The 23,509-nt window shown below is 32.9% G+C and carries 24 protein-coding genes and 1 tRNA gene; 21 read left to right on the top strand and 4 right to left on the bottom strand.

Annotation, left to right across the window (positions count from 1 at the left end):
* Nucleotides 1-2: 2 nt before the first annotated feature.
* The 6 genes from BK011_03385 to BK011_03360 all read left to right on the top strand — a co-directional run bounded on the left by BK011_03385 (nt 3) and on the right by BK011_03360 (nt 5,446).
* Complete coding sequence (locus BK011_03385; protein AUD64765.1) at nt 3-1,478, top strand: hypothetical protein; 1,476 nt, start codon at nt 3-5, stop codon at nt 1,476-1,478.
* Between the two features lie 153 nt (nt 1,479-1,631).
* Entirely contained in the window at nt 1,632-2,141 is a 510-nt protein-coding gene (locus BK011_03380) for a hypothetical protein (GenBank protein AUD64764.1), read from the top strand.
* Between the two features lie 12 nt (nt 2,142-2,153).
* Entirely contained in the window at nt 2,154-3,908 is a 1,755-nt protein-coding gene (locus tag BK011_03375) for a hypothetical protein (protein ID AUD64763.1), read from the top strand.
* 350 nt (nt 3,909-4,258) lie between these two features.
* Nucleotides 4,259-4,690, top strand: a complete 432-nt coding sequence (locus tag BK011_03370; protein AUD64762.1) for a hypothetical protein — start codon at nt 4,259-4,261, stop codon at nt 4,688-4,690.
* Nucleotides 4,691-4,762: 72 nt separating this feature from the next.
* The gene (locus BK011_03365) at nt 4,763-5,326 is read left to right on the top strand and encodes a hypothetical protein (GenBank protein AUD64761.1); all 564 of its coding nucleotides are present in this window, start codon (nt 4,763-4,765) and stop codon (nt 5,324-5,326) included.
* A 45-nt stretch (nt 5,327-5,371) separates the two neighbouring features.
* Nucleotides 5,372-5,446, top strand: a tRNA-Val gene (locus tag BK011_03360).
* A gap of 62 nt (nt 5,447-5,508) precedes the next feature.
* Here the strand turns inward: BK011_03360 and BK011_03355 are convergent.
* Nucleotides 5,509-6,210, bottom strand: a complete 702-nt coding sequence (locus BK011_03355) for a hypothetical protein (protein ID AUD64760.1) — start codon at nt 6,208-6,210, stop codon at nt 5,509-5,511.
* Nucleotides 6,211-6,405: 195 nt separating this feature from the next.
* Here BK011_03355 and BK011_03350 point away from each other — a divergent pair, with 195 nt between their 5' ends.
* Nucleotides 6,406-7,809 (top strand): hypothetical protein, encoded by a 1,404-nt coding sequence (locus BK011_03350; protein AUD64759.1) that lies wholly within the window; start codon nt 6,406-6,408, stop codon nt 7,807-7,809.
* Between the two features lie 34 nt (nt 7,810-7,843).
* On the opposite strand, the gene BK011_03345 is transcribed toward BK011_03350, so the two are convergent.
* The gene (locus tag BK011_03345; protein AUD64758.1) at nt 7,844-8,143 is read right to left on the bottom strand and encodes a transcriptional regulator; all 300 of its coding nucleotides are present in this window, start codon (nt 8,141-8,143) and stop codon (nt 7,844-7,846) included.
* 121 nt (nt 8,144-8,264) lie between these two features.
* Here BK011_03345 and BK011_03340 point away from each other — a divergent pair, with 121 nt between their 5' ends.
* Nucleotides 8,265-8,813 carry an NADPH-dependent oxidoreductase gene (locus tag BK011_03340; GenBank protein AUD64757.1) on the top strand — a complete coding sequence of 183 codons (549 nt, stop codon included), beginning with the start codon at nt 8,265-8,267 and terminating at the stop codon, nt 8,811-8,813.
* A 115-nt stretch (nt 8,814-8,928) separates the two neighbouring features.
* Here the strand turns inward: BK011_03340 and BK011_03335 are convergent, their stop codons facing one another.
* On the bottom strand, nt 8,929-9,249 hold the full coding sequence (locus tag BK011_03335; protein ID AUD64756.1) for a hypothetical protein: 321 nt from the start codon (nt 9,247-9,249) through the stop codon (nt 8,929-8,931).
* On the bottom strand, nt 9,242-10,582 hold the full coding sequence (locus BK011_03330) for a hypothetical protein (GenBank protein ID AUD64755.1): 1,341 nt from the start codon (nt 10,580-10,582) through the stop codon (nt 9,242-9,244). The genes BK011_03335 and BK011_03330 overlap by 8 nt, the downstream gene beginning before the upstream one ends.
* Nucleotides 10,583-10,696: 114 nt before the next feature.
* On the opposite strand from BK011_03330, the gene BK011_03325 reads away from it, so the two are divergent.
* The 13 genes from BK011_03325 (at nt 10,697) to BK011_03265 (ending at nt 23,507) form a co-directional block, all read left to right on the top strand.
* Nucleotides 10,697-12,106, top strand: coding sequence for a hypothetical protein (locus BK011_03325; protein ID AUD64754.1), 1,410 nt, complete (start codon nt 10,697-10,699; stop codon nt 12,104-12,106).
* Between the two features lie 83 nt (nt 12,107-12,189).
* Nucleotides 12,190-13,023 (top strand): ferredoxin-NADP reductase, encoded by an 834-nt coding sequence (locus tag BK011_03320; protein AUD64753.1) that lies wholly within the window; start codon nt 12,190-12,192, stop codon nt 13,021-13,023.
* Nucleotides 13,020-14,405, top strand: coding sequence for a glutamate synthase (NADPH), homotetrameric (locus BK011_03315; protein ID AUD64752.1), 1,386 nt, complete (start codon nt 13,020-13,022; stop codon nt 14,403-14,405). Before BK011_03320 ends, BK011_03315 begins: the two co-directional genes overlap by 4 nt.
* Before the next feature lie 18 nt (nt 14,406-14,423).
* Entirely contained in the window at nt 14,424-14,729 is a 306-nt protein-coding gene (locus BK011_03310) for a pyridine nucleotide-disulfide oxidoreductase (protein ID AUD64751.1), read from the top strand.
* Nucleotides 14,726-15,820, top strand: coding sequence for a pyridine nucleotide-disulfide oxidoreductase (locus BK011_03305; GenBank protein ID AUD64750.1), 1,095 nt, complete (start codon nt 14,726-14,728; stop codon nt 15,818-15,820). The genes BK011_03310 and BK011_03305 overlap by 4 nt, the downstream gene beginning before the upstream one ends.
* Complete coding sequence (locus BK011_03300) at nt 15,810-16,283, top strand: hypothetical protein (GenBank protein ID AUD64749.1); 474 nt, start codon at nt 15,810-15,812, stop codon at nt 16,281-16,283. Before BK011_03305 ends, BK011_03300 begins: the two co-directional genes overlap by 11 nt.
* 1 nt (nt 16,284) lies before the next feature.
* A complete protein-coding gene (locus BK011_03295) occupies nt 16,285-16,560 on the top strand; it encodes a hypothetical protein (GenBank protein ID AUD64748.1) in 276 nt (91 codons plus the stop codon).
* On the top strand, nt 16,557-17,699 hold the full coding sequence (locus BK011_03290) for an FAD-dependent oxidoreductase (protein AUD64747.1): 1,143 nt from the start codon (nt 16,557-16,559) through the stop codon (nt 17,697-17,699). The genes BK011_03295 and BK011_03290 overlap by 4 nt, the downstream gene beginning before the upstream one ends.
* Before the next feature lie 17 nt (nt 17,700-17,716).
* The gene (locus BK011_03285; GenBank protein ID AUD64746.1) at nt 17,717-19,273 is read left to right on the top strand and encodes an L-glutamate gamma-semialdehyde dehydrogenase; all 1,557 of its coding nucleotides are present in this window, start codon (nt 17,717-17,719) and stop codon (nt 19,271-19,273) included.
* A 154-nt stretch (nt 19,274-19,427) separates the two neighbouring features.
* Nucleotides 19,428-20,645, top strand: coding sequence for a hypothetical protein (locus tag BK011_03280; protein AUD64745.1), 1,218 nt, complete (start codon nt 19,428-19,430; stop codon nt 20,643-20,645).
* Nucleotides 20,646-20,679: 34 nt separating this feature from the next.
* Nucleotides 20,680-21,165, top strand: a complete 486-nt coding sequence (locus BK011_03275; GenBank protein AUD66133.1) for a hypothetical protein — start codon at nt 20,680-20,682, stop codon at nt 21,163-21,165.
* Nucleotides 21,166-21,282: 117 nt separating this feature from the next.
* Nucleotides 21,283-22,332, top strand: a complete 1,050-nt coding sequence (locus BK011_03270) for an L-threonine 3-dehydrogenase (protein AUD64744.1) — start codon at nt 21,283-21,285, stop codon at nt 22,330-22,332.
* Complete coding sequence (locus BK011_03265) at nt 22,329-23,507, top strand: 8-amino-7-oxononanoate synthase (protein ID AUD64743.1); 1,179 nt, start codon at nt 22,329-22,331, stop codon at nt 23,505-23,507. Before BK011_03270 ends, BK011_03265 begins: the two co-directional genes overlap by 4 nt.
* The last annotated feature ends 2 nt before the right edge of the window (nt 23,508-23,509 follow it).

Below are 23,509 nucleotides of genomic sequence, written 5' to 3'. Positions count from 1 at the left end.
CAATGACGGAAAAAAAACATTTAACTGGATATCCATTAATATTTAATTATTTGGGTGTGTTTGCGATATTAATAGGCATTATTAATTTAATCCCATTGCTCACCATTATATTTTATCCAAATGAGATATCAGAAGCGAAAAATTTTTATATTCCAGCCCTTAGTTCCATGCTTATTGGGTCTTTAATTGTTTTTCTATATAGAGGACGAGAAAAAGAAAGATTGGAAAGATCTCAAGATGCAATACTCGTTGTAGGTATTTGGATTTTAGCAATTTTTATATCTTCATTGCCTTTTGTATTAACGGGTAATTACAATTTTACTCAAGCGATTTTTGAGTCAACATCGGGTTATTCAACAACAGGTTTAACTGTTGTTGATGTTACAGAAACACCAAATATCTATTTATTTTTTAGATCTTTATTGCAATTTGTCGGTGGAGTTGGTCTAGTTTTAGTGTTAACTTCAGCAATCTCAGATAAATTTGGTATGAGACTTTATAGTGCAGAAGGGCATAGTGATAAACTATTACCTAACCTTGTCAAATCTGGTCGTATGATCATGTCGATTTATATAGGCTATATTCTTGTAGGAACAATCTTACTTGTCATCTTTGGTTTAACACCTTTTCAAGCGTTAAATCATTCAATCACAGCGGTTGCGACAGGAGGATTTTCAACTGAGGCAGCGAGTATTGGTGCGTTTAATAAGGTTAGTGTTGAAATCATTATTATGGTTTTAATGCTATTAGGTGGAACAAACTTTTATGTGCATTTAATGCTTCTTAGAGGAAAACTTAAAAATGTATTTGGTCATATCGAAATTAAATTACTCGGCATATTACTTGTAGTCTTTATTCCGATATTAGTTATTAACTTAATTGGCATGTATGATGGAGATTTCTTTTATACACTAAGAATTGCATCATTTCAGTTTATCTCAGCAGTTACTGGAACTGGTTTTCAAACCATTGAAACATTTACCATTATGCCTCCTACATTTATGAGCATTTTGATTATTGTCATGGTCTTAGGTGCTGGTATGGGATCTACCGCTGGTGGTATGAAACAATATAGAGTTGCATTGGCTTTTAAGAGCTTATATTGGAACATCAGAGAGCAATTCGGTCATAAAAAGACAATTAGAACTCATTTCATTAATAAAATTGGGACAAGAACAATTATTCATAAAGATGAGGTAGTTCAAAACTACTCATTCTTAATGACATACTTATTAGCTTTAGTTACTGGTACACTAATATTTACAGGTTTTGGATTTACAGTTAAAGATTCACTATTTGAGTTTGCATCAGCTTTAGGTACTGTGGGTCTTTCAGTCGGTATTGTTCAATATCATGCGAACTCACTCATTTTATGGACTTCAACGATTGGTATGTTTTTAGGAAGATTAGAGTTTTATGTCATCTTTATTGCGATTGCTAAAGTGATTTTCAGCTTAAAACCTAAAAATAAACTATAAAATACTGTAAACAGAAATGATGTTCATGCATTGTTTCTGTTTTTTTGATATGATATAGGTATCATGCAAGTTGTCAGTGATTTTTGCATCTTATGTTTAAAAACTTGAATGATTCAGTTATTTTTCATATAGTGAAGATAGGAGGAACTCTAGATGATTAAAATCATATGGAGTAAGGATGAACTCACACATCTTAAAGAAAAACTTAACAAGCACCATATCCATTTTGTTGTCCTAGATGAACAAGAGACACTACCTAAAGATATGATTGGTATTGAAATTGACCAAGACCATCAGGATACTTTAAAGAAGATTTTCCAAGTCATCGAATATGAAAAAATGCAAATGTTTTTTCCAACAAACGATGGATTTGTCCAATTGCATCTACAAGATATTTACTACTTAGAGTCTTTTGGCGAAGATATATATGCACACGTTCATGGTAAAGTTGAAGTGATTAAAAAACCACTTTATCAATTAGAAGAAATGCTAAAACCTTATCATTTCATTCGCATCTCAAAGTCATATATTGTCAACACAAGGAAGATAAACTATATCAAAGTTGGGTTAAATGCAAAGTTAAAGTTAGAACTTAAAGATGGTTCAATATTAGAGGTCACTCGTTCCTTCGTCAAATCTTTTAAAGAAAGTTTAAATTTATAGGAGGTATGAAAAATGACAACTTTAGGATGGATTATCATTTCAAGTTTAAGTTTGGTTGTTTTGTATTTACTTTATAACCTTATTCAAGAAGTTTTAATGAATAAAAAACTTAACAAATTTAAAGGAAAACTTACTGGAGATAAAACTAAAGTCACACAGGTTCTGCTATACAGAAAAGCTTATCAAGTAGTTTTAGCAGCAATGCTAGTTTTCACGTTAAGCATTTCGGGTGTTTTTAGAGAAGGTATCATTCTTGAAAATCAAAAGCTCTTAACTCAAGCACATCAAGTTGGATCAAAATCCAAATTGTTATCACTGCTTGATGAGTTACAAGATAGATATGATTATGGCTTTTTTCCAGAAGCTGGATTAGAAGATGCTGTTGATGCTCCAGCTGATGAGGATAGCCAAAGAGATTTTATCGACACGAATGTTCAAGTTGAAGGTGTAGATGAAGCTGATATTATAAAGACAGATGGAGAATATATTTATTATGCTTCAAGATATTATTCTAAGATTAACGTTGTTTTAGTTAATGATGACTACGAAGTTGAAGTCTTAGAATCTATAGATCTTGGTGATGTTTATACAGAAGATATGTATTTAACAGAAGATTATATTGTTGTTGTTGGCTATACGTATCATTATTTTCCTATTGATTATACTGAAGGTGATATGGCTATTGGCTGGTATTATCAAGCACCGACAGGTACAGTCTCTGTGATAGATAGAGATACATATGACGTCGTTTATGAAGTTGAAACGGATGCTTACTTTTTTGATCATCGAATGATTGATGATGTAATGTACTTAGTTTCTACTAAATATTTATATGATACTGAAGATGAACTTAGACCTACCTTTATTGAAACTAAAGAGGGCATGGAAACAGAATCATTTGTTGATTATGATGATATCTATTATTATGAAGATGTCTTATCCACTGCAATGACAGTGATTACAAGTATCGATTTAAGTGATTTTAGTTATGATGCAGAAGCATTCTTAGGTGGTGTCAATCAAATTTATGCAAATCAAGAAAGCTTATATACCGCATTTAGCTATTATAATTATGATCAAACTGATAATGTCGGATCCTATGAGACATTAATCATGAAGTTTGATTTAAATACTGAAATGAGAGATATCACTTATCAAGGTGGACAAAGTATATTGGGTTATGTCGAGAACTCGTACTGGATGGATGAGTATGAAGGCTATTTAAGAGTTGTAACCACTGAGTTTTGGCCAGCTAAGAATAGACTTTATGTCTTAGAAGAAGACCTCGAAGAAGATCTTTTGAATGTTGTAGCAACCATCGATGAAGGTTTAGGATTAGAAAATGAAAATGTGAAATCTGTTAGATTCAACAAGGAGATTGGTCAAGTTGTAACATTTGAACAAACTGATCCACTTTACACTATTGATTTATCTGATCCAAGAAATCCTGTGATTTTAGAAAATCCAATTAAAGAAGAAGGATATAGCACTTATATGCATGTATGGACCGAAGATTATTATTTAATCGGATTTGGATTTGATGCAACATCTGAAGGAAGAATTACTGGACTTAAATTAAGTGCTTATGATACAAGATTAGAAGAACCACTTGAAACCTATAGTTTTGCCAGTGATAGTGAAGGATTTACTTATAGTTTCTCTGAAGCCATTTATAATCCAAGAGCTTTAATGATTGATGCGACTAAAGGTATTGTAGGATTCCCGATGAGCATGTATCATTATGATGAGTTTAATTATTATTATTAAAGTTCGTTCGTCATTTTCTTTATCGATTTTGAAAGTAATGATATTATTTCAGAACCTATCTTTATATCACATGATCAAACCGATTATTACATGCAAGTAGACCGTGGTATTTATATTGAGAACATTGTAAATGATGTTGTTACGGATCGATATATTTATACATTCTCATATGAACAAGTATTGGTGTATCACATTGAATCTGATACGATTATTCAAAAAGAGACATTAAATGAAGCCGTAAACGCATATAGAGACTAAAAGATACGATATGCGTTTCATATAAGGAAAAGGTTAAGGAAATCCTTAGCCTTTTTCTCTTTGTTTGTTATAATAGAAGTGGTGGTGATTCTATGAAATATAAAGTAGATATTTATATTGATGCTCCAATAGGAGATGTTTTTGAACTATATACTTCACAAAAGCATTTTGAAAATTGGGAGATTGGATTAAAAAGAATCGAATCTGAGTTTTTAGATATATTTGAGAAAGACGCAACAAGCTTCTTGATATTTGATAATAAAGGTCAAGACATGAAGATGAAGATGACGATTAAGCAAAAAATAGAACCAGAGTATTTAGATGTTACTTATGAAGTTAAGGGAGCTTATAATAGGTGTAAAAATAAGTTTTATAATGAAAATGGCAAAACCCTGTGGGTGATGGATGTTGAATTTATATTCGAAAAGGATATGGGTATACCTATTGAAAGGTTTATCGAAAAAACAAAATCTGGCATGGATGTTTTCAAACATTATGTTTTAGAACATGAAAATAACAAATAAAACAAAATGATATTGACAAATCATTTGTTTTTTAAGACAATAGATAAGGATTGAAAGAAGGAGTGAAAAATTATGTGGGATTTTATCGTTGATTTTTTTACTGCAGTTTCATTTTGGGAACTGCTATTAATATTTGTCGCAAAAATTATTGAGGTAACTATAGGTACGATGCGTATCATTTTAATTAGTAAAGGATATCGCAAGCAAGGTACCGCATTAGCGGTAGTAGAAATTCTTTTATGGGTATTTATAGCAAGTTCGGTTATTCAAGGTGTGACTGAGGCACCGATTAAAGGGATTGTTTATAGTGTAGGTTTTGCATTAGGAGTATATGTAGGTTCATTTATTGAAAATAGAGTCGCAGTAGGTAAAGTTTTAATTCAAGTGATTTCTGATAAAACTGGAGCTGATATGATTATGCGTGTTTTAAGAGCGAATGGTCATGGTGTGACTAGTATGGATGCACACGGAAAAGATAGTGAACGTACTGCCTTAATGATCTTTGCAAATAGAAAGAATAAGTTTGCAATTATGGATTTAATCAAAGATACTGATCCCAAGGCTTTAGTCGTTGCTAATGAGGTTTCTATTGTTCAAGGTGGGTATGTGAGTCCTTGGCGAAAATTAGCTAAATAAAGTATTGGAAAAATCGAATGAATTAAGTATAATAAATATATGGTTGGAGTTATAGCTCAGCGGGAGAGCACTTGCTTGACGTGCAAGGGGTCCCGAGTTCGATCCTCGGTAACTCCACCATTTATTTTAAATATAAATAGTAACCATATGAAAAAAGAATGTTCGTGTGAACATTCTTTTTTCTATGTCGTATAATTTGATTTAAACCATTGATCAGCTGCATTGGAGAATGTAAGTGGTGTATACTCCTTATTTTCTAGATCATCAGCAGTAATATAAGCAATCATATACTTGTTAAGATCGATTTCGTCTTTTACTTTATAATGCAGACCATCTCTAGTGAGTAACTGATCTTTGGCTAGTTTTTCTGCATTTATATATATCCTTACACCTGGTTCATAAACCATATTTGGATCGAATATAAGTTTGTTATTCTGTTTTGATAAGACAACTATTTCATTATAAAAACCGAAATCTCCAAGCATAACATAATCTAAGAAATCCTCAGGGTCTTTTAATTGTTTACCAATCGGTTCGTTTTCATTTAAATCTTTATCTTTAGTAGCTAAGTTCCAAGATTTAAGTTTATAACTCTTTTTAATGCTTGACCAAGAAGCCAAAGTTGTTGAATGAACCATGACCTTGTTTTCATATGCTCTTAGTGGACCTTTATGATCATGTCCATGATAAATGATTTCAGCTTCTTTAAGGATTTCTGTTGATATTCTTAGATCAACAGATTGATTGAGTTCTTTTTGATAATAGATCAAATCCATAAGTCTATATGCCCAATTAGGTTCCATTTTATTGATGATAGCAACATAAGTATCGTTTTCATAAGTTGTAAAAATTTTCGGACCGTCTGTTGATAATTTTACAATCATAGTTCACCCCAAAGTTTTTATATTTTTTCTTTCCTATTTTAACATAAAACTCTATATTCTCATAGTTCATATGAAAAAATGTTTAGCACACTAAAAATAAAGCAAACTATGATACAATAGTTATATTAAAAAGTAGATATGAAGTATTAACACGACCGTGTATTATCATGGTTTGCTGAGACTATTGAGGGTAAAATGAACAAAGAAAATGAAAAACTACTAAGAGAATATGATGTTAAAAAACTTTTAATAAAACTTTCAATACCAGCTTTTGTTGGTATGGCTATAAACGCATTATACAATTTTGTAGATGCGCTTTTTGTCGCACGTGCTGAAGGAGAACTTGCAATCGGAGGATTAGCACTAGCTTTTCCGATTCAAATGATAGTTATTGCTGTTGGACTTATGATTGGTATAGGTGCCTCATCTGTATTTAGTAGAGCATTTGGTAGAAGAGATTATCAAAAAATGGAAGATGCTGTTAATACAGCTTTAAGAATCGATGTTGTCTTAGCTGCTTTATTTTCAATATTGAGTTATGTGTTTATCAATGAACTATTAGTTTTCTTTGGTGCAACCGCAGAAAACATTAATTTTGCATATGATTATTTGAGTATTATTTTAATTGGTCTTATTCCGCAATCCTTATCCATTGTTTTAAATAATTTGACAAGAGCAGAAGGCCGATCAAAAATAGCGATGTATTCACTAGCAATATCAGCAGGTATGAATATCATTTTAGATCCAATCTTTATCTTTGATTTTGGGTTTGGAATGGGTGTCAAAGGTGCTGCAATCGCAACTGTTATCTCACAATTTATCGGATTAACATATATCTTTTTTAAAGCGTTAGACAAAGAGTCAAACTTAAAAATCAAACTTGATCGTTGGTTTCATATAGATTTTCAAACTGTAAAAGAAATGGTTGTTGTTGGATTTCCGACATTTTTAAGAAATTCGCTTGGGGCATTTTTAGCGATCATCATTTATAATTTGATTAATAGATATGGTGGAGAAGAACCTGGTATTTACATATCCATATATGGGGTTATTAATCGGATTATTAGTTTTGTCTTCCTTCCTAGTTTTGGTATTGTCCAAGGTATGGTTCCAATTGTAGGATTTAATTATGGTGCCAAAAACTATAAGCGAATGAGAGACACCATTATATTTTCTACCAAAGTCATTATGGTTTATTTTGTTATTGGATTTTTGTTTATTCAAATATTTTCCCCTTTCTTATTTAAAATATTCAGTAATGAAAATGATCCTTTATTTATTGATTATGGTGCTTATGCATTTAGGATTATATCTATTGGATTCTTATTGGTCGGGTTTCAAATCATCGTGAGTTCAGTTTTCCAAGCACTTGGATATCCAATTAGAGCAATGATTATTACTTTATCAAGACAAGTGGTTTTCTTTATTCCATTTGTATATCTATTTACATATCTATTAGATGATATGCTAGGTATCTGGATTGGATTTGCAGCAGCTGATATTTTATCAGGGTTAATTAGTTTAGTCCTATTATGGCTAGAAATGAGAACCATTCATAAAATTTCAGATACCAGTCCAGAATTAGTTTTAAACACATAAAAAAATGGCAACTCGACTTGAGTTGCCTTTATTTTTAAATCCAAGACTGTGACCAATCTTCAATAGCTTTGATCACTGGATCTAAAGCTTTACCTTTATCCGTTAAAGTGTATTCTATTTTTACAGGAGTCGTTGGATAGACTGTGCGTTTGACGATTTTTAGTTTTTCCATTTCTTTTAATTTCTCAGAAAGCACTTTTCCAGAAATCTTTAATTCAGATTCTAATTCGTTAAAGCGTTTCGGTCCATCAAGAAGTTGATGAATGATTAAACCTATCCATCTTTTACTTAAAATTTTAGATGCACTTTCGAATTTTACACAAATTTCACTCATCTTGCTCACCTCATTCGTTCTTATTATAACCGATTATCTTTAAAAAGCAAATCACTTTACATTATTAGATTACAAATGTATAATCAAGTTACAATAAGTAAGTAAAATAGGAGGAGTCATCATGACAGAAAAAAGATTAAATATTGGAATCATTTTAGGATCAACAAGAGAAGGTAGAGTAAGCCCTCAAGTCGGAAAATGGGTGAAAGAGTTTGCAGATCAAAGAAATGACGCAAATTATGAAATTGTAGATATTAGAGATTATCATTTACCTTTATTAGGTGAAAGTGATGATGTAAGTGGGATAACAAAGTGGAATGAAAAACTAGCTAGTTTAGATGCATTTGTATTTATTGCACAAGAGTACAATCACTCAATGGCTGCATCATTAAAAAATGCATTAGATTTAGCTAGAGATGCTTGGAATAACAAATCAGCAGGTATAGTATCTTATGGCTCTATCGGTGGTGCAAGAGCAGCAGAACATTTAAGAAATGTTTTGGGTGAACTACAAGTAGCTGATGTAAGAACACAAGTATTGTTATCGTTGTTTACTGATTTTGAAAATGGTAGTGTATTTAAACCACAAGCATTACATGAAACTAATTTGAAAACTTTGCTTGATCAAGTGAATTTATGGGGACATGCATTAAAACCAATCCGTTCATAAAAAGAAGTATCGAAAGATACTTTTTTTTGTTAACTAGGAAATTCTAATTGATAATTTAAATAAAAACAAACAGAAAAAACTCATCTAAAATGAGTCTGTAAAACGAGTCAACAAATTAATCAATAAGTTTATGATAAATATCTAAAGGCACAAACTGCAACTTACCACAATGACTACAAACATCAACGGGAAAAGCAGCACCTTCAGTCTCCATAAAGTGAGCATAACCAGAAAAATTGACAGTAAGTTCAAATCCACAGTGCAGACATTTCATATCAACCATGATATCAAAATTAGGCATCGATATAAATGCATTAAATGAAGCGGCGGGGCCAGCAATGAATCCCTGCTTAACAGCTGATTTATATTCAGCATACAAATTCTTTTTTTGAACAAAAGACATATGCACAGATTTAGTTTTAAATAGTTTAGGCATCGCTAAATAACCTCTCTTTTCGGTGATTTGGTAGATATGAAGCATCAAGATTTAAAACCATAGTAGAACCACACTGACATTTAAAGATGTCATAGTGATAAGTCTTAAGCAACAAAGTTCGAAAGTGAAGTTGATGTTTAAGATAAGTCAAAGATTTAGGGTTAACTAACTTTAACTCAGAGGCAATTTTTCGTTTTGTCCGATTTGAATAAAAACCGTAATAACGAATCAGATGAAATCCTTTATCAGGGATGTGTTTAATGAGACGTGCAATAAATTTAAAGACATGATCAGTGATGATTTGAGTACCTCGTTTATGATGTTTATCTGAAATTTGATCATCTTCATGAGGATCAAAATGCCAAGTGACTTGGTGATTGATATCATCGAAGTCATCAATTCTAGATTCAGAGATGGCTGGATGAGAAGCATATCTGGCGATGTATTTAGCAATCTTTTTGGCTGTAGACAAGCTAGATTTTCTCTTTAATTGAGGCCCGTAAGTGTAAAAGCCTTTTTTATACTTATGAATGAGATAACTTCTTAAGCGATTAAACTCATTATAGATAGAATTTGTCGCATGGGTTTTCAAATAGGCTGAGATGTTACTTAAGAGTCTATATTGCCAAAACATACGCAGTCTCTCAAAAGGAAAGAAAGACATGTTGGATAGATGACCATGAGCATCAATAAAGCGTTCAGCAACTAAAGCATGGATATGAGGATTGGTCTTCATATCTCTGCCATAGGTGTGAAGAAAACAAATGATGCCAAGTCTTCTATCTAATTGGTGGTCAGCCTTCGTTTTCTTAACAGCTTTATGAAGAACTTCATTTACAGTTTGAAATAAGATATCAAATAAGTCTCTATAAAGCCAAAAGAATTTACGCATCTCTTTAGCAACTGAAAAGACAAAATGTCTATGAGGGCACTTAAGTAATTTGGATTCAATCGCAAGTGTTCGAGCTTCTCGATATCTTTGATTACAAGAAGGACAAAACCTTGAATGACAAGAAAGACCTTGGATATGAAAGTTATCACAAGTTGGGCATTCATAGAAGAAGTAGCCATATTTGAAATCACGACAATGTATCATTTTTTCAACATTTTCGATAATTGAGGGACGTAGTTTATCTTCAAAATGAAGTTTAAATGAATCCCAATAGGTAGCAAATATAGATTGAATGGAAATGGAGTTATCTCTATATACTTTTAAATTAGATAGTTTAACAAGCTCATTGTTAAAGACATGTTCACCATGTTTAAGAGCAAGTTCTAATTGATCTTTAAATTTATACTTAATCACTATAGGTTCCATAAATCTATTATACAATGTGACTTTAAAAAGAAAAAGGCGATTTTTATCGCCCCTAGTGAATTTATTCACTTTTGTTCTGAAATTTAACATTTTTCATGTTAAAATATAATGATTGGATGGAGGCACACCATGACGAAAGAACAGAAAAAACAGCACTTAATTCTAAACGATCCTAACATTTATAAAGGATTACTTATACTATCAATACCTTTGATGCTTAATAATCTTATCAAGACACTTCATGATGTTGTTGATATGTTTTTTGTTAGTGAAATACCGGGTTATTCTACAGAAGCAATTAATTCTATATCTTTAACGTTTCCTGTGTTTTTCACATATATATCTTTAGGCATTGGACTTAGTTCTGCAGGGACAGCTCTTATTAGTCAACAAGTAGGCTCTAAACAAATGTTTCAAGCAAGAAAATATGCTAGTAATTTATTTGTGATCGCTTTAATTTTAGGACTTTTACTTAATGTAGGCGCTTATTTTTTTGCAGAACCTGTGATGAGACTTATGGGAACTGAAGGATTTGTTTTAGAAAACAGTACAAAGTATTTAAGAATTAGAGCTTTTGAACTTCCATTTTTATTTATTCTGTTTGCTTTTACTGCGATTCGTCAATCATCAGGAGATACAGTTACACCAGTGATATATGGTGTGATTACTGTTGTGATTAATATCATTTTATCACCACTTTTAATTACTGTTGCAGGACTTGGAGTTAGTGGCGCAGCATATGCAACATTAATTGCTCAAGTTGTTATTATACCTTTTATTATTTATCAGTTGTTTAACAGTAAAACTGGTGTAACGATTCAAAAAGAACATCTCATTTTAGATCCTGACGTAGCTGGCAAAATTATTAGATATTCCATACCAGCAGCTTTAGGGCAATCTATTACAGCAATAGGTTTTATCATCATGAATACATTGATTGTTACATATGGAGATCCAACTGTTGCTGCATTTAGTGTTGGTAATAGAATTAATAGTATTATCTTACATCCGGTTATGGCGATTGGCGGTGTGCTAGCTGCTTATTTAGGACAAAACATCGGAAATGAAAATCCGGAACGTGCAAGGCTAGCATTTAGAAAAGCGATGGTCTTATCTGCTGGACTTATGGGATTAGGATCATTTATCGTGATTTGGTTTAGAGCACCTTTATTAGGTATATTTATCAAAGACGATCCCGTTGCTTTAGCTTTAGGGGTTGAATATATGTTTTATTTATTGATTGGTTTACCACTCATGGGTATCTTTCAAACCTTTATGGGAACCTTTAATGGAACTGGTAATACAAAATTCACTTTCGTTTTTTCAATTACTAGATTGTGGATTTTAAGAATACCAATCATTCTAATGTTTAAGTATTTAACAGATGTTGGCAGTAGTGGGATTTGGTATGCAATGTTGATTAGTAATTTCGTCATTATTTTACCGGGTATTTATTTTTATTTAAGAATTGATTTCAAACCTAAAATAGAAATTGAAAGAAAACGTAATAAACTAGAAAAAATTCAAGAAAATGTATAAGTCTTTAAGATAAATCTTAAAGGCTTTTCTTTTTTTTAGTAATCTCATGATATAATTATATAAAAGAGGAAAGGGCTTTCATTATGTATAAAATCATTTACAAAAAATCATTAACACCTACAATTACATTGATGAAGGTACTTGCGCCTGATGTCACTAGACATGCAAAAGCTGGTCAATTTATCATTTTAAGAGTTGATGAAAAGGGAGAAAGAATCCCCCTTACGATAGCTGATATTGATCATGCTTTAAAGAGTGTAACCATTATATTTCAAGTTGTTGGTAAAACAACTTATCTTTTAAATATGCTAAGTGAAGGCGATGATATATTAGATTTTGTTGGACCTTTAGGAAAACCTACAGAAATTGAAAATCTAAAAAAAGTTTTGGTTATTGGTGGCGGTGTCGGCTCAGCAATCGCATATCCTTTATGTAAAGCACTATTCGAGCAAAATACTCAAGTAGAATTAATTTTAGGATTCAAATCCAAAGATCAAATCATTTTAAAAGAAGCCTTTGAAACAGTTACAAATCATCAATATATGACGACAGATGATGGCAGTTATGGTGAAAAAGGATTTGTGACAGATCAGTTGAATAAGATATTAAAAAAAGATCAATCATATGATCATGTTTTTGCAATCGGACCAATTCCTATGATGAAAGCTGTAAGTGATATGACTAAAAATTATCAAATACCAACAACAGTCAGTTTAAATCCAATCATGATTGATGGAACAGGCATGTGTGGAGGATGTAGGGTTAAAGTTGGAGATGGCATAAAGTTTGCCTGTGTTGATGGTCCTGATTTTGATGGTCATCAAGTCGATTATGATGCCTTATTAAAAAGAAACATGGCTTACCGATTAAAAGAGCAAAAAGACTTCGAAGATGTACTTAAAAGAGGTGAAGCATGAAGAACCTTTCATTAGAGAAAACAAAAATGCCTTTATTAGATAGCGAAAAAAGGCAGAATACGTTTTGTGAAGTCGCATTAGGATACAATTTAGAAGATGCTGTTTTGGAAGCAAATCGATGTCTGGAATGTAAACATAAACCATGCGTAGATGCATGTCCTGTTCATATCGATATTCCAAGTTTTATTCATGAAATCAAAGAAGAAAATCTTGAAAAAGCTTATCAAATCATTCTAAATGAATCGATGTTACCTGCGGTTTGTGGTAGAGTGTGTCCCCAAGAAAACCAATGTGAAAAAGTATGTGTCAGAGGTATCAAAGGTGAAAGTGTAGCCATTGGACGTTTAGAAAGATTTGCTGCAGATTATCATTATGAACATAGCGAATTAGGTTGTGGTTTTGAAATCAATAGAAATCATAAGAAAGTTGCAATTGTAGGTAGTGGACCTGCAGGATTATCTTGTGCATGTCAACTTTTAAAATTAGGATATGATATCACTATATTTGAAGCACTACATATGCCTGGTGGTGTTTTAGTTTATGGTATTCCAGAGTTTAGATTACCAAAAGCAATTGTAGAAAAAGAAATTCAGCAATTGATGATACATGGTGTTAAGTTAAAAACGAATACAGTCATCGGTAAAACTTTATATCTAGAAGATTTGTTTGCTGATGGATATAAAGCCATATTTATTGGAACAGGAGCAGGATTACCTCAGTTTTTAAATCTCCCAGGAGAAACTCTCAATGGTGTTTATTCTGCTAATGAATTTTTAACAAGAGTCAACTTAATGAAGGCATATGATTTAACATATGATACACCGATTTACAAAGGACAAATCGTCTCTGTTGTTGGTGGAGGTAATGTTGCAATGGATGCAGCCAGAGCTGCACTAAGATTAGGAGCTAAAGAAGTTCACATCATCTATAGAAGATCAATGGAGGAACTTCCAGCAAGAAAAGAAGAAATTGAACATGCCAAGGAAGAGAACATTGTTTTTGATATATTGACAAATCCAGTTGAAATATTAGGAAATGAAACTGGCTTTGTAAGATCTGTGAAATGTATGAAAATGGAATTAGGACAACCTGATCAATCAGGAAGAAGACGACCTATACCTATTGAAGATTCGTTATTTGAGATGAAGACTGATGTTGTCATTATTGCTGTTGGCACGACACCAAATCCACTAATATCTCAAACTTCTTCAGATTTAAAAACCAATGAGAAAGGGTGTATTATCACAAAAGATGATTCAGGCTTAACGACTAAAGCACATGTTTATGCAGGTGGAGATACAGTCACAGGGGCTGCAACAGTCATTGAAGCGATGGGTGCTGGAAAAAAATCGGCTTTAGCCATACATAAACTATTATCTTAATGAAAAAAGGGAGACTTTATGAGAATTAAAACACATCCGATTTTAAGTTTTGAACAAAAAGAAGAAATTGTATTTACTTTTGAAGGTAAAGAAGTTATTGGACAAAAAGGAGATACAATTGCATCTGCACTGGTTAATTTAGGTGTTGATGTATTTAGTTATAGTATTAAATTAAAGCGACCAAGAGGTTTTTATTGTGCGATTGGTAATTGTGCTTCGTGTAAAATGATAGTTAACGGAAAGCCAAATGTTAAAACTTGTATCACTAAGTTGGAACCACATATGGATGTTAAGATCCAACATGATAAGGGGGTCTACAAATGATTGAAAAAGACGTGCTCATCATTGGTGGCGGACCATCAGGATTATGTGCAGCATCCATGCTCATTGAAAGTGGACTTAAGGTGATGATTGTTGATAGAGGATTATCATTAGGTGGTCAACTTGTTAAGCAAACACATAAATTTTTTGGATCTAAAGAGCAATATGCAAAAACTAGAGGTTTTGATATTGCTAAGATCTTAATTGATCAAGTAAAGGACCATGGAAACTTAGAAGTCTTACAAGAAGCTACTGTTTTAGGTTTATATAAAGACAAAGTAGCAACTATTTCTTACCAAAATGAATATTTAAAAATCAAAGCAAAAACAATCATTGTTGCAACTGGCGCTAGTGAAAAGTTTTTGGCTTTTGAAAATAATGATCTACCAGGGATTTATGGTGCAGGAGCTGTCCAAACTTTAATGAATCAGTTTGGCGTAAAACCTGCAGATGAAATCATTATGATTGGATCAGGTAATATTGGCCTTATTGTAAGTTATCAACTATTACAAGCAGGTATCAAAGTTAAAGCTGTGATTGAGGCTTCATCAAAGATTGGTGGCTATAAGGTTCACGCATCTAAGCTAAGAAGGCTAGGAGTCCCAATTTACACCAATAAAACCATTAAAAAGGCGATTGGAACAACAAGAGTAGAAGCAGCTGAAATTGTATCGTTAGATGAGAAATTTAATGAAATTGAAGGAACATCAGAGATTATAAAGATTGATGGCATATGTATTTCTGTAGGTCTAGCACCGAGTTATCAACTGCTTGATATGGTGGATGCTAAATTAGGTTATATTCCTGAACTTGGTGGCACTGTTGCTTTAGTTGATGAAAAACATATGACAACAGTTGATGGCATATTTTCTTGTGGTGATTCTATCGGTATAGAAGAAGCATCATCAGCGATGATGGAAGGTTATCTCACAGGTTTATATGTTTCAAAATATTTGAATCAAGATCATTCGAAATATGTTGAACTTGTAAGAAAATACGAAGAATCTTTAGCACTTCTAAGAGGTGGTCCTTTTGGAAGTAAAACTAGAAAAGGATTAAAAGATATGAAGGAGATGATGGCAGATGTTAGATAAAACAGGTGTTGCTACAAAAGATTTAGTCTTATCAAGATTTTTTGATGAAAAAATACTTGCAAGACCTAAAGCGATTTTAGAATGTTATGAAGATATTCCTTGTAATCCTTGTTCAACAAGTTGTCCTTTTGATGCCATTCATATCGGAGAAGATATCAATAAACAACCAAAATTAGATCCTGAAAAATGTACAGGATGTGGCATTTGTGTTACTGCTTGTCCAGGACTTGCAATCATCGTTGCACAGATTAAGTTCAATCAAGCTGTTTTTAAAATTCCTTATGAGTTTAACCCTAAACCAAATGTTGGTGATAAAGTTGATGGAATTAATCGTAGTGGAGATAAGATTTGTGATGCAGAGATTATCAAAGTAACTACAAATAAGAAAAATGATAAAACAGCACTTATAGAAGTTTCAGTACCAATAGAATATCTACATGAATTTGTAACAGTGAGGATTTAATATGGATAAAAAGAAAATCATCATGTGTCGTTGCGAAGATGTTACCTTGGCAGACATCCATAAAAAATTAGATGAAGGATATGAAACATTTGAAGATTTAAAGAGACTTCTTAGAGTTGGTATGGGGCCTTGTCAAGCCAATACCTGTGGACATATCATCCAAAGAGAAATCGCAAGTTATTTAAAGAAAAAACCACAAAATATTAAACCCCATAAATCAAGACCTATGGTTCAAGGTATCTCTTTAGAAAGTATTGCTAAGGAGGCCAAGAAATGAAAAAACATGCAATTATCATTGGTGCTGGCATTAGTGGAGTTAGTATTGCATATCATTTAGCGATTAAAGGTGTAAAAGATATTTTAGTCATCGATCAAGGATATTTTACCAATGGCGCTACCGGTCGATGTGGTGCAGGTATTAGACAACAGTGGGCGACAGAAATGAATGCGATTATGGCTAAAAAGAGTATGGAATTCTTTGAGAAAGCTGAAGAAATATTGGAGTACGATGGTTCAGTTGAACTCAAACAAGAAGGATATTTGATTTTAGCAACTACTCCTGATGAAGTAAAACAGTTTGAAAAAAATGTAAGCATGCAAAATAAGCTTGGCATACCTTCAAAAGTAGTTTCTAAACAAGAAGCTTTAAAGATTGTCCCACATTTAAATGAGGATGCATTTATCAGTGCAACATTTTGTCCAACAGATGGTCATTTAAATCCATTTAAAACGACAGAAGCTTTTTATAAAGCAGCATTAAAACTAGGTGTTGAGTTTCACTTTTATGAAGAGGTTACGGGCTTAAAGCTTAAAGATGATCGTGTATCTCATGTCATCACTAATAAAGATACTTATGAGACAGATCTTTTAATCAATGCTGCTGGTGGGTATGCGAAAGAGATTGGCGAAATGGCTGGTATAGATATACCTGTTTATTCAGAGAATCATGAGATACTTGCTACAGAACCTGTTGAAAAAATTCAAGGACCGATGGTGATGTCATTTTCGAAAAACATTTACTGCCAACAAGTCCCACACGGAGCATTTTTAATGGGAAGATCAAATCCAGACCAAGAACCTGGTCATGATATCTCAAGTTCTTGGCAGTTTTTAGATGAAATGAGTAAAACCGTTTGCGATATGATGCCACTTGTTGGTAAACTAAATGTAGTAAGACAATGGGGTGGATCTTATAATATGTCGCCAGATCACCAACCAATTATCTCAAAAGCAAGTGAAGTCTCAAACTTTTACATGGCTTGTGGATTTTCTGGTCATGGCTTTATGTTAGCTCCAATGACAGGGCTTTTAATGTCAGAGCTTATTTTAGGATTGGAACCAACCGTCGATCTTAAATTTTTATCGATTGAAAGATTTAAAGATCAAGAGATTCATATAGAAAAATCAGTTGTATAAGAAAAGGAGAGAGAAATATGGCAATTTATAGCTACAAAACAGAACCACTTACAGATTTTACAAAAGAAGAGCATGTAAAGAAGTATGAAGAAGGATTAAGAACGGTTTACACTTATTTAGGTCAAACCTATGACTTAGTCATTGATGGCAAGCGTGTAAAGACAGACAAAAAGATGGATTCTTTAAATCCAGCAAACTTTAAAGAAGTTGTTGGGACCATCCATCAAGCATCCATCAAAGAAGCTGATGAAGCAATGAAAGTTGCTTTAAAAACGTTTGAAACTTGGAAACTTGTTGATCCTAAAGTTAGAGCAGATGTTTTATTTAAAGCTGCTGGGATCATTCGAAAAAGAAAGTTTGAGTTTGCTGCTTTAATGACTAAAGAAGCAGGTAAACCATGGCCAGAAGCTGATGCAGATGTTGCAGAAGCGATTGACTTCCTTGAATATTATGGTCGTCAAATGTTAACGTTAACTAAAATTGATGATGTTGTATTAAGTCGAAGAAACATTGAAAGAAACGAGTATCGTTACATACCTCTAGGTGTTGGTATCGTTATTCCACCTTGGAACTTTCCGCTTGCTATTTTAGTTGGTATGACAAGTGCTGCAGTGGTTTCTGGTAATACTGTGATCTTAAAACCTGCCTCTACGACTCAAGTCATTGCTTATAAGTTTGTAGAAGTATTAGAAGAAGCGGGACTTCCAGCAGGTGTTGTCAATTTCTTGCCGGGTAAAGGTAGTGAAATTGGTGAGTATTTAGTTAATCATCCAAAAACAAGATTTGTTTCATTTACTGGTAGTAGAGATGTTGGTATTGGTATATATGAAAAAGCTGCAAAAGTTCATCCAGGACAAATATGGCTAAAAAGAGTTATTGCTGAAATGGGTGGTAAAGATGCAATTATTGTTGATAGTGAAGCTGATATAGAACTTGCTGCAGAATCCATTGTAAAAGCAGCATTTGGTTTTAGTGGACAAAAATGTAGTGCATGCTCAAGAGCTATTATTGTTGAAGATGTATACGATCAAGTGGTTGACCGTGTGAAACGTCTAACGCATCAACTAAAAGTAGGTAATCCAGAAAAGCTAGAAAACTTTATGGGACCAGTTAATGATCATTTAGCATTTAAAAAGATTACAAGTTATTTTGAAGTGGGCGAAAAAGAAGGAAAATTACTTGTTGGTGGTACAGCAAGTGATGAAAAAGGATATTTCATTGACCCAACCATTTATTATGATGTTAAACCAGATTCAAGACTCATGCAAGAAGAAATCTTTGGTCCAATCTTAGCAATGTGTAAGGTCAAAGATTTTGATCAAGCATTAGATGTTGCAAACAACACTGAATACGGACTTACAGGTGCAGTGATTTCAAATAATCGCATGAATTTAGAAAAAGCTAGAAATCATTTCCATGTTGGAAATTTATATTTCAATAGAAAATGTACAGGAGCCATCGTAGGATATCAACCATTTGGAGGATTTAATATGAGTGGAACTGATTCAAAAGCTGGTGGTCCAGACTATTTGATCCTACATATGCAAGGTAAGACGATTTCTGAAGCTTTATAAATACAAGTGTATAAACATTTTAAAGAAGGCTTTACATAGGCCTTCTTTTTTTTGAGATTTTTATCGTCGCATAAGGCATATTTAAATTTCAATGCTTTTATCATTTTTTTTAATGTTATAATAGACTTAAACGAGTTAAAGTGGTGATAAATCCATGGATCAAGAAATAAAAAATTATACAGAAGATGTTTATAAAGAGACACAAAAAATCATTGATTTATTTGGACCAAGATTAGCAGGATCAAAAAGTGCTTTAGATGCTGGTGATTATATCTATGATTCAATCAATGAGTTTGCAGATGATGCTTTTAAAGAAGAGTTTTATGTCTATCAAGGTGCATTTCTTGGTTGGATAAGAATTTTGGTTTTTAATTATCTATGTGCACTTGTTTTTTTGTGGCTTGATTACGCATGGATATCATTTGTTTTGCTCATTTTGAGTGTGATTGTATTAGTTTTACAGTTCTTTTTATATCTACCTTTATTAGATAAGTTTTATCCAAAGAAAAAAGGGAAGAATGTATATGGCAAAATCGAGCCTAAAAATGAAGTTAAGCAGCAGATTATAATCAGTGGACATCATGATAGTGCTAGAATCTTTAACTTCTTTATTAGACAACCAAAACTCTATAATTTAAGGACTACAGGATCTATCGCATTAGTCATCATTTTATCGCTTGTATCCATGATCAGCTTTCTTACACCTTGGTTAGATGAATTATCTTTATATGTGAATATCACTTTTAGTATCACCTTTTTACTTGTTGGTCAAATGTGGTTTTTTGCAAGTAAAAAAGGGACACCTGGAGCAGGAGATAATTTAGTTGCTTCAATGATTGCTCTTGAGATTGGGAAGCATTTTAAACTTAAGGAATCTTTAAAACACACAAGAATCATTGTTTTAAGTTTTGATGCAGAAGAAGAGGGTTTAAGAGGTGCAAGAGCATATGTGAAAGCACATGAAAAAGAACTCAAAGAGATACCTACATATTTATTAAACGCTGATTGTCTCTATGATGAGAACGAAATGTTCTTTTTGACCAGTGATTTGAATAACTTTGTGAAGTTTGATGATGGTTTTACTGATGAATTATTAGATGTTTCAGAACTTGAAGGCATTTTTACTTTCAAACAACCTCTAGCGTTTCTAACTGGGGGAACAGATGCAGCAGAATTTGCAAAAAAGGGGATTGCCTCAACAACCTTAATTGGGATGCCTTGGTCCAACAGCAATCGTAATCAAAGTTATCATACGCCTAATGACACTCTAGAACATGTTCATTTTGAAGTCGTATATAATACAATGAAATTATTCATGGCTTATATTAAATATAAAGACAATAAAGTAGGTGCAAACGTTGAAGGAAGTTAAAAAAAGTTCAAAAAAGGTATATGAATGTTCTTTTATGAGTCTTTATGAAGATGATGTTATGTTGCCATCAGGCAGAACATCAGAAAGAATATATTTAAAACATCCTGGTGGAGCTGCAATGTTAGCTACAACACAGGATGACAAGATTATTTTAATCAAACAGTTCAGATATCCACTAGATGAAATCATATATGAAATACCTGCAGGTAAAATGGACGTTGATGAAGAGTCGTTCATGGCATGTGCGATTCGGGAACTCGAAGAAGAAACAACCTATCGATCAGATCATATTTCATTTTTATATGAACTATATCCATGTGTAGGATACAGCGATGAAAAAATTCAAATCTTTAGAGCTAAACATGCGTATAAAGTTGAAGATCCCCTTGCTAAAGACTTAGATGAAAACATTGATGTCTATCTGTTTACCAAAGACCAAACAAGAGATTTAATGCTCAAAAATGAGATCAAAGATGGTAAAACATTGATCGCAATTCAATATTGGTTAAACGAAAAATGATTGTATATAAAAACATTCATTTTTTCTTTGGCAGGGGTTTAAAAATAGCCAAAAAAAGCGTATAATAAAACTATGAAAGCGTTTTTATAACAAAGTACATAAGGAGAACTATTAAAGATGCAAATGACCGCTGTGATTAAAGAAAAAAGAGATAAGGGATGCAAACTAACGACCCGTGAAATCCCAAATCAGTTAGGTCCAAAAGATGTCTTAATTAAGGTGCTTGCGACATCGATTTGTGGTACAGATGTTCACATTTACAAATGGGATAAATGGAGTCAAGGAAGGGTTCAACCACCAAATATTATGGGACATGAATTTGCTGGTGAAGTCATTAAAATCGGTAAAGATGTATCTAAAGTGAAAATTGGTGATATCGTTTCGTCTGAAACGCATTTAGTTTGTGGTACGTGTGAATTTTGTCAAAGAGGGGAATATCACATTTGTGAGAATACAAAGATCATTGGTGTCGATACTGATGGTTGTTTTGCTGAATATATTAAAATGCCAGAGTTTAACTTAATTGTTAATAATCGAGATGTCGATCCAAAATACTTATCGATTCAAGAACCTTTAGGTAATGCAGTACATACCATGCTTCATTTTGATATTGTAGATAAAGATGTTGCAGTCGTTGGATGTGGTCCTATTGGTCTTATGGGAGTTAATATTGCTAAAGCAATGAAATCGAGAAAAATCATTGCGATAGAAGTTAACCCATATCGTATAGAATTAGCAAAAAAACTAGGAGCTGATGTTGTCATTAATCCTAAAGAAGAAGACGTCATCAAAAGAGTTTTGGAAGAAACAAACGGTAAAGGTGTAGATGTAGTTACAGAGTTTTCTGGAAATAAATCTGCCATTGAGGCTGCTTTTAAATATGTGAAAGCAGGCGGAAAAATGTCTATGCTGGGTATCACCGAAGATGAGATTACATTTGACTTATCCAATGATTTTGTCTTCAAAGGTATTACCATGTATGGTGTTGTTGGAAGACTTTTATTTGATACATGGGATAAAGTGAGTTATTTAATCAACAATCAAATGTTAGATTTAGAAGATATTGTAACACATACACTTCCACTAGAAGATGTTGAAAAAGGCATGGAGATTATGATGTCTGGACATAGTGGAAAAGTTGTATTGATACCAAAACATAAGGAGTGAGATTAGTGTCATTTTTAACAAGTAGAATTGAAGAATTAAAAAAAGATGGTGTATATCGTAAGTTACCAGTAAACGAAGGACCTTGTGATGCAGAAATCATACTGAATGGTAAAAAAGTCATCAATTTATCATCAAACAATTACCTAGGATTCGCGAATCACCCAAGATTAAAAAAAGCAGCAATCAAAGCGATCGAAACATATGGTGTTGGTTCAGGTGCTGTAAGAACTATCGTTGGGAATATGGACATTCATGAAAAATTAGATGAAACGATTGCTGCATTCAAAAAGGAAGAAGCAGCACTCGTTTTTCAATCTGGATTTAATGTGAATGCTGGCGTTATCCAAGCGATTACAACAGACAAAGATTTAATCATATCAGATCAACTCAATCACGCATCTATCATTGACGGTACTAAGTTATCAAAAGCTAGTCGTGCTGTCTTTAAACATAGTGATATAAAAGATTTAGAACGTATTTTAAAAGAAAGCCAAGGAAAATATGAGCAAATGCTTATTATTACTGATGGCGTGTTTTCAATGGATGGAGATATTGCAAAACTACCAGATATTGTTAAACTGGCTAAAACATATGGGGCACTCACTTATGTAGATGATGCACATGGTTCTGGTGTTTTAGGTGAAAGAGGTAGAGGTACTGTTGATCACTTCCATCTACACGGCCAAGTTGATTTTATTGTTGGTACATTATCTAAAGCCATTGGTGTTGTGGGAGGTTATGTAGCAGGTTCTATGGAAATGAGAGATTGGTTGCTTCATCGAGGTCGACCATTGTTATTTTCGACTGCAATGATGCCGGGAGCTGCAGCAGCAATCATCGAAGCATTTCATATGTTAGAGACATCAAGTGAATATACGGATAAATTATGGGATAATGCTAGATATTTTAAAGACAAATTATCAAAATTAGGCTTTGATATCGGTCATAGTGAAACACCAATTACTCCAGTGATGATAGGAAAAGAAGCGCTAACTATGGAGTTTTCGAAGCAATTGCTTTATAATGGAGTATATGTTTCAGGTATTGTTTTTCCAACTGTTCCGAAGAATACTGGAAGAATTAGATGCATGGTTTCAGCACTTCATACAAAAGATCAACTTGATCGTGCAATTGAAATCATGGAATCTACAGCTAAGAAACTAAATATTTTGTAAGA

Source organism: Tenericutes bacterium MZ-XQ, assembly GCA_002838205.1.
Lineage (GTDB): Bacteria > Bacillota_I > Bacilli_A > Acholeplasmatales > Acholeplasmataceae > Mariniplasma.
The sequence above is the reverse complement of the archived record's forward strand: the minus strand, read 5'-3'. Positions and strand labels throughout refer to the sequence as shown.

What these genes read in the sequence shown, in the direction of transcription:
- BK011_03375 (AUD64763.1), top strand. Translation starts at nt 2,154, where the DNA reads ATGACAACTTTAGGATGGATTATCATTTCAAGTTTAAGTTTGGTTGTT.
- BK011_03350 (AUD64759.1), top strand. Translation starts at nt 6,406, where the DNA reads ATGAACAAAGAAAATGAAAAACTACTAAGAGAATATGATGTTAAAAAA.
- BK011_03380 (AUD64764.1), top strand. Translation starts at nt 1,632, where the DNA reads ATGATTAAAATCATATGGAGTAAGGATGAACTCACACATCTTAAAGAA.
- BK011_03295 (AUD64748.1), top strand. Translation starts at nt 16,285, where the DNA reads ATGGATAAAAAGAAAATCATCATGTGTCGTTGCGAAGATGTTACCTTG.
- BK011_03345 (AUD64758.1), bottom strand. Translation starts at nt 8,143, where the DNA reads ATGAGTGAAATTTGTGTAAAATTCGAAAGTGCATCTAAAATTTTAAGT.
- BK011_03320 (AUD64753.1), top strand. Translation starts at nt 12,190, where the DNA reads ATGTATAAAATCATTTACAAAAAATCATTAACACCTACAATTACATTG.
- BK011_03280 (AUD64745.1), top strand. Translation starts at nt 19,428, where the DNA reads ATGGATCAAGAAATAAAAAATTATACAGAAGATGTTTATAAAGAGACA.
- BK011_03365 (AUD64761.1), top strand. Translation starts at nt 4,763, where the DNA reads ATGTGGGATTTTATCGTTGATTTTTTTACTGCAGTTTCATTTTGGGAA.
- BK011_03355 (AUD64760.1), bottom strand. Translation starts at nt 6,210, where the DNA reads ATGATTGTAAAATTATCAACAGACGGTCCGAAAATTTTTACAACTTAT.
- BK011_03335 (AUD64756.1), bottom strand. Translation starts at nt 9,249, where the DNA reads ATGCCTAAACTATTTAAAACTAAATCTGTGCATATGTCTTTTGTTCAA.
- BK011_03325 (AUD64754.1), top strand. Translation starts at nt 10,697, where the DNA reads ATGACGAAAGAACAGAAAAAACAGCACTTAATTCTAAACGATCCTAAC.
- BK011_03310 (AUD64751.1), top strand. Translation starts at nt 14,424, where the DNA reads ATGAGAATTAAAACACATCCGATTTTAAGTTTTGAACAAAAAGAAGAA.
- BK011_03385 (AUD64765.1), top strand. Translation starts at nt 3, where the DNA reads ATGACGGAAAAAAAACATTTAACTGGATATCCATTAATATTTAATTAT.
- BK011_03290 (AUD64747.1), top strand. Translation starts at nt 16,557, where the DNA reads ATGAAAAAACATGCAATTATCATTGGTGCTGGCATTAGTGGAGTTAGT.
- BK011_03315 (AUD64752.1), top strand. Translation starts at nt 13,020, where the DNA reads ATGAAGAACCTTTCATTAGAGAAAACAAAAATGCCTTTATTAGATAGC.
- BK011_03300 (AUD64749.1), top strand. Translation starts at nt 15,810, where the DNA reads ATGTTAGATAAAACAGGTGTTGCTACAAAAGATTTAGTCTTATCAAGA.
- BK011_03305 (AUD64750.1), top strand. Translation starts at nt 14,726, where the DNA reads ATGATTGAAAAAGACGTGCTCATCATTGGTGGCGGACCATCAGGATTA.
- BK011_03285 (AUD64746.1), top strand. Translation starts at nt 17,717, where the DNA reads ATGGCAATTTATAGCTACAAAACAGAACCACTTACAGATTTTACAAAA.
- BK011_03340 (AUD64757.1), top strand. Translation starts at nt 8,265, where the DNA reads ATGACAGAAAAAAGATTAAATATTGGAATCATTTTAGGATCAACAAGA.
- BK011_03270 (AUD64744.1), top strand. Translation starts at nt 21,283, where the DNA reads ATGCAAATGACCGCTGTGATTAAAGAAAAAAGAGATAAGGGATGCAAA.
- BK011_03370 (AUD64762.1), top strand. Translation starts at nt 4,259, where the DNA reads ATGAAATATAAAGTAGATATTTATATTGATGCTCCAATAGGAGATGTT.
- BK011_03275 (AUD66133.1), top strand. Translation starts at nt 20,680, where the DNA reads ATGAGTCTTTATGAAGATGATGTTATGTTGCCATCAGGCAGAACATCA.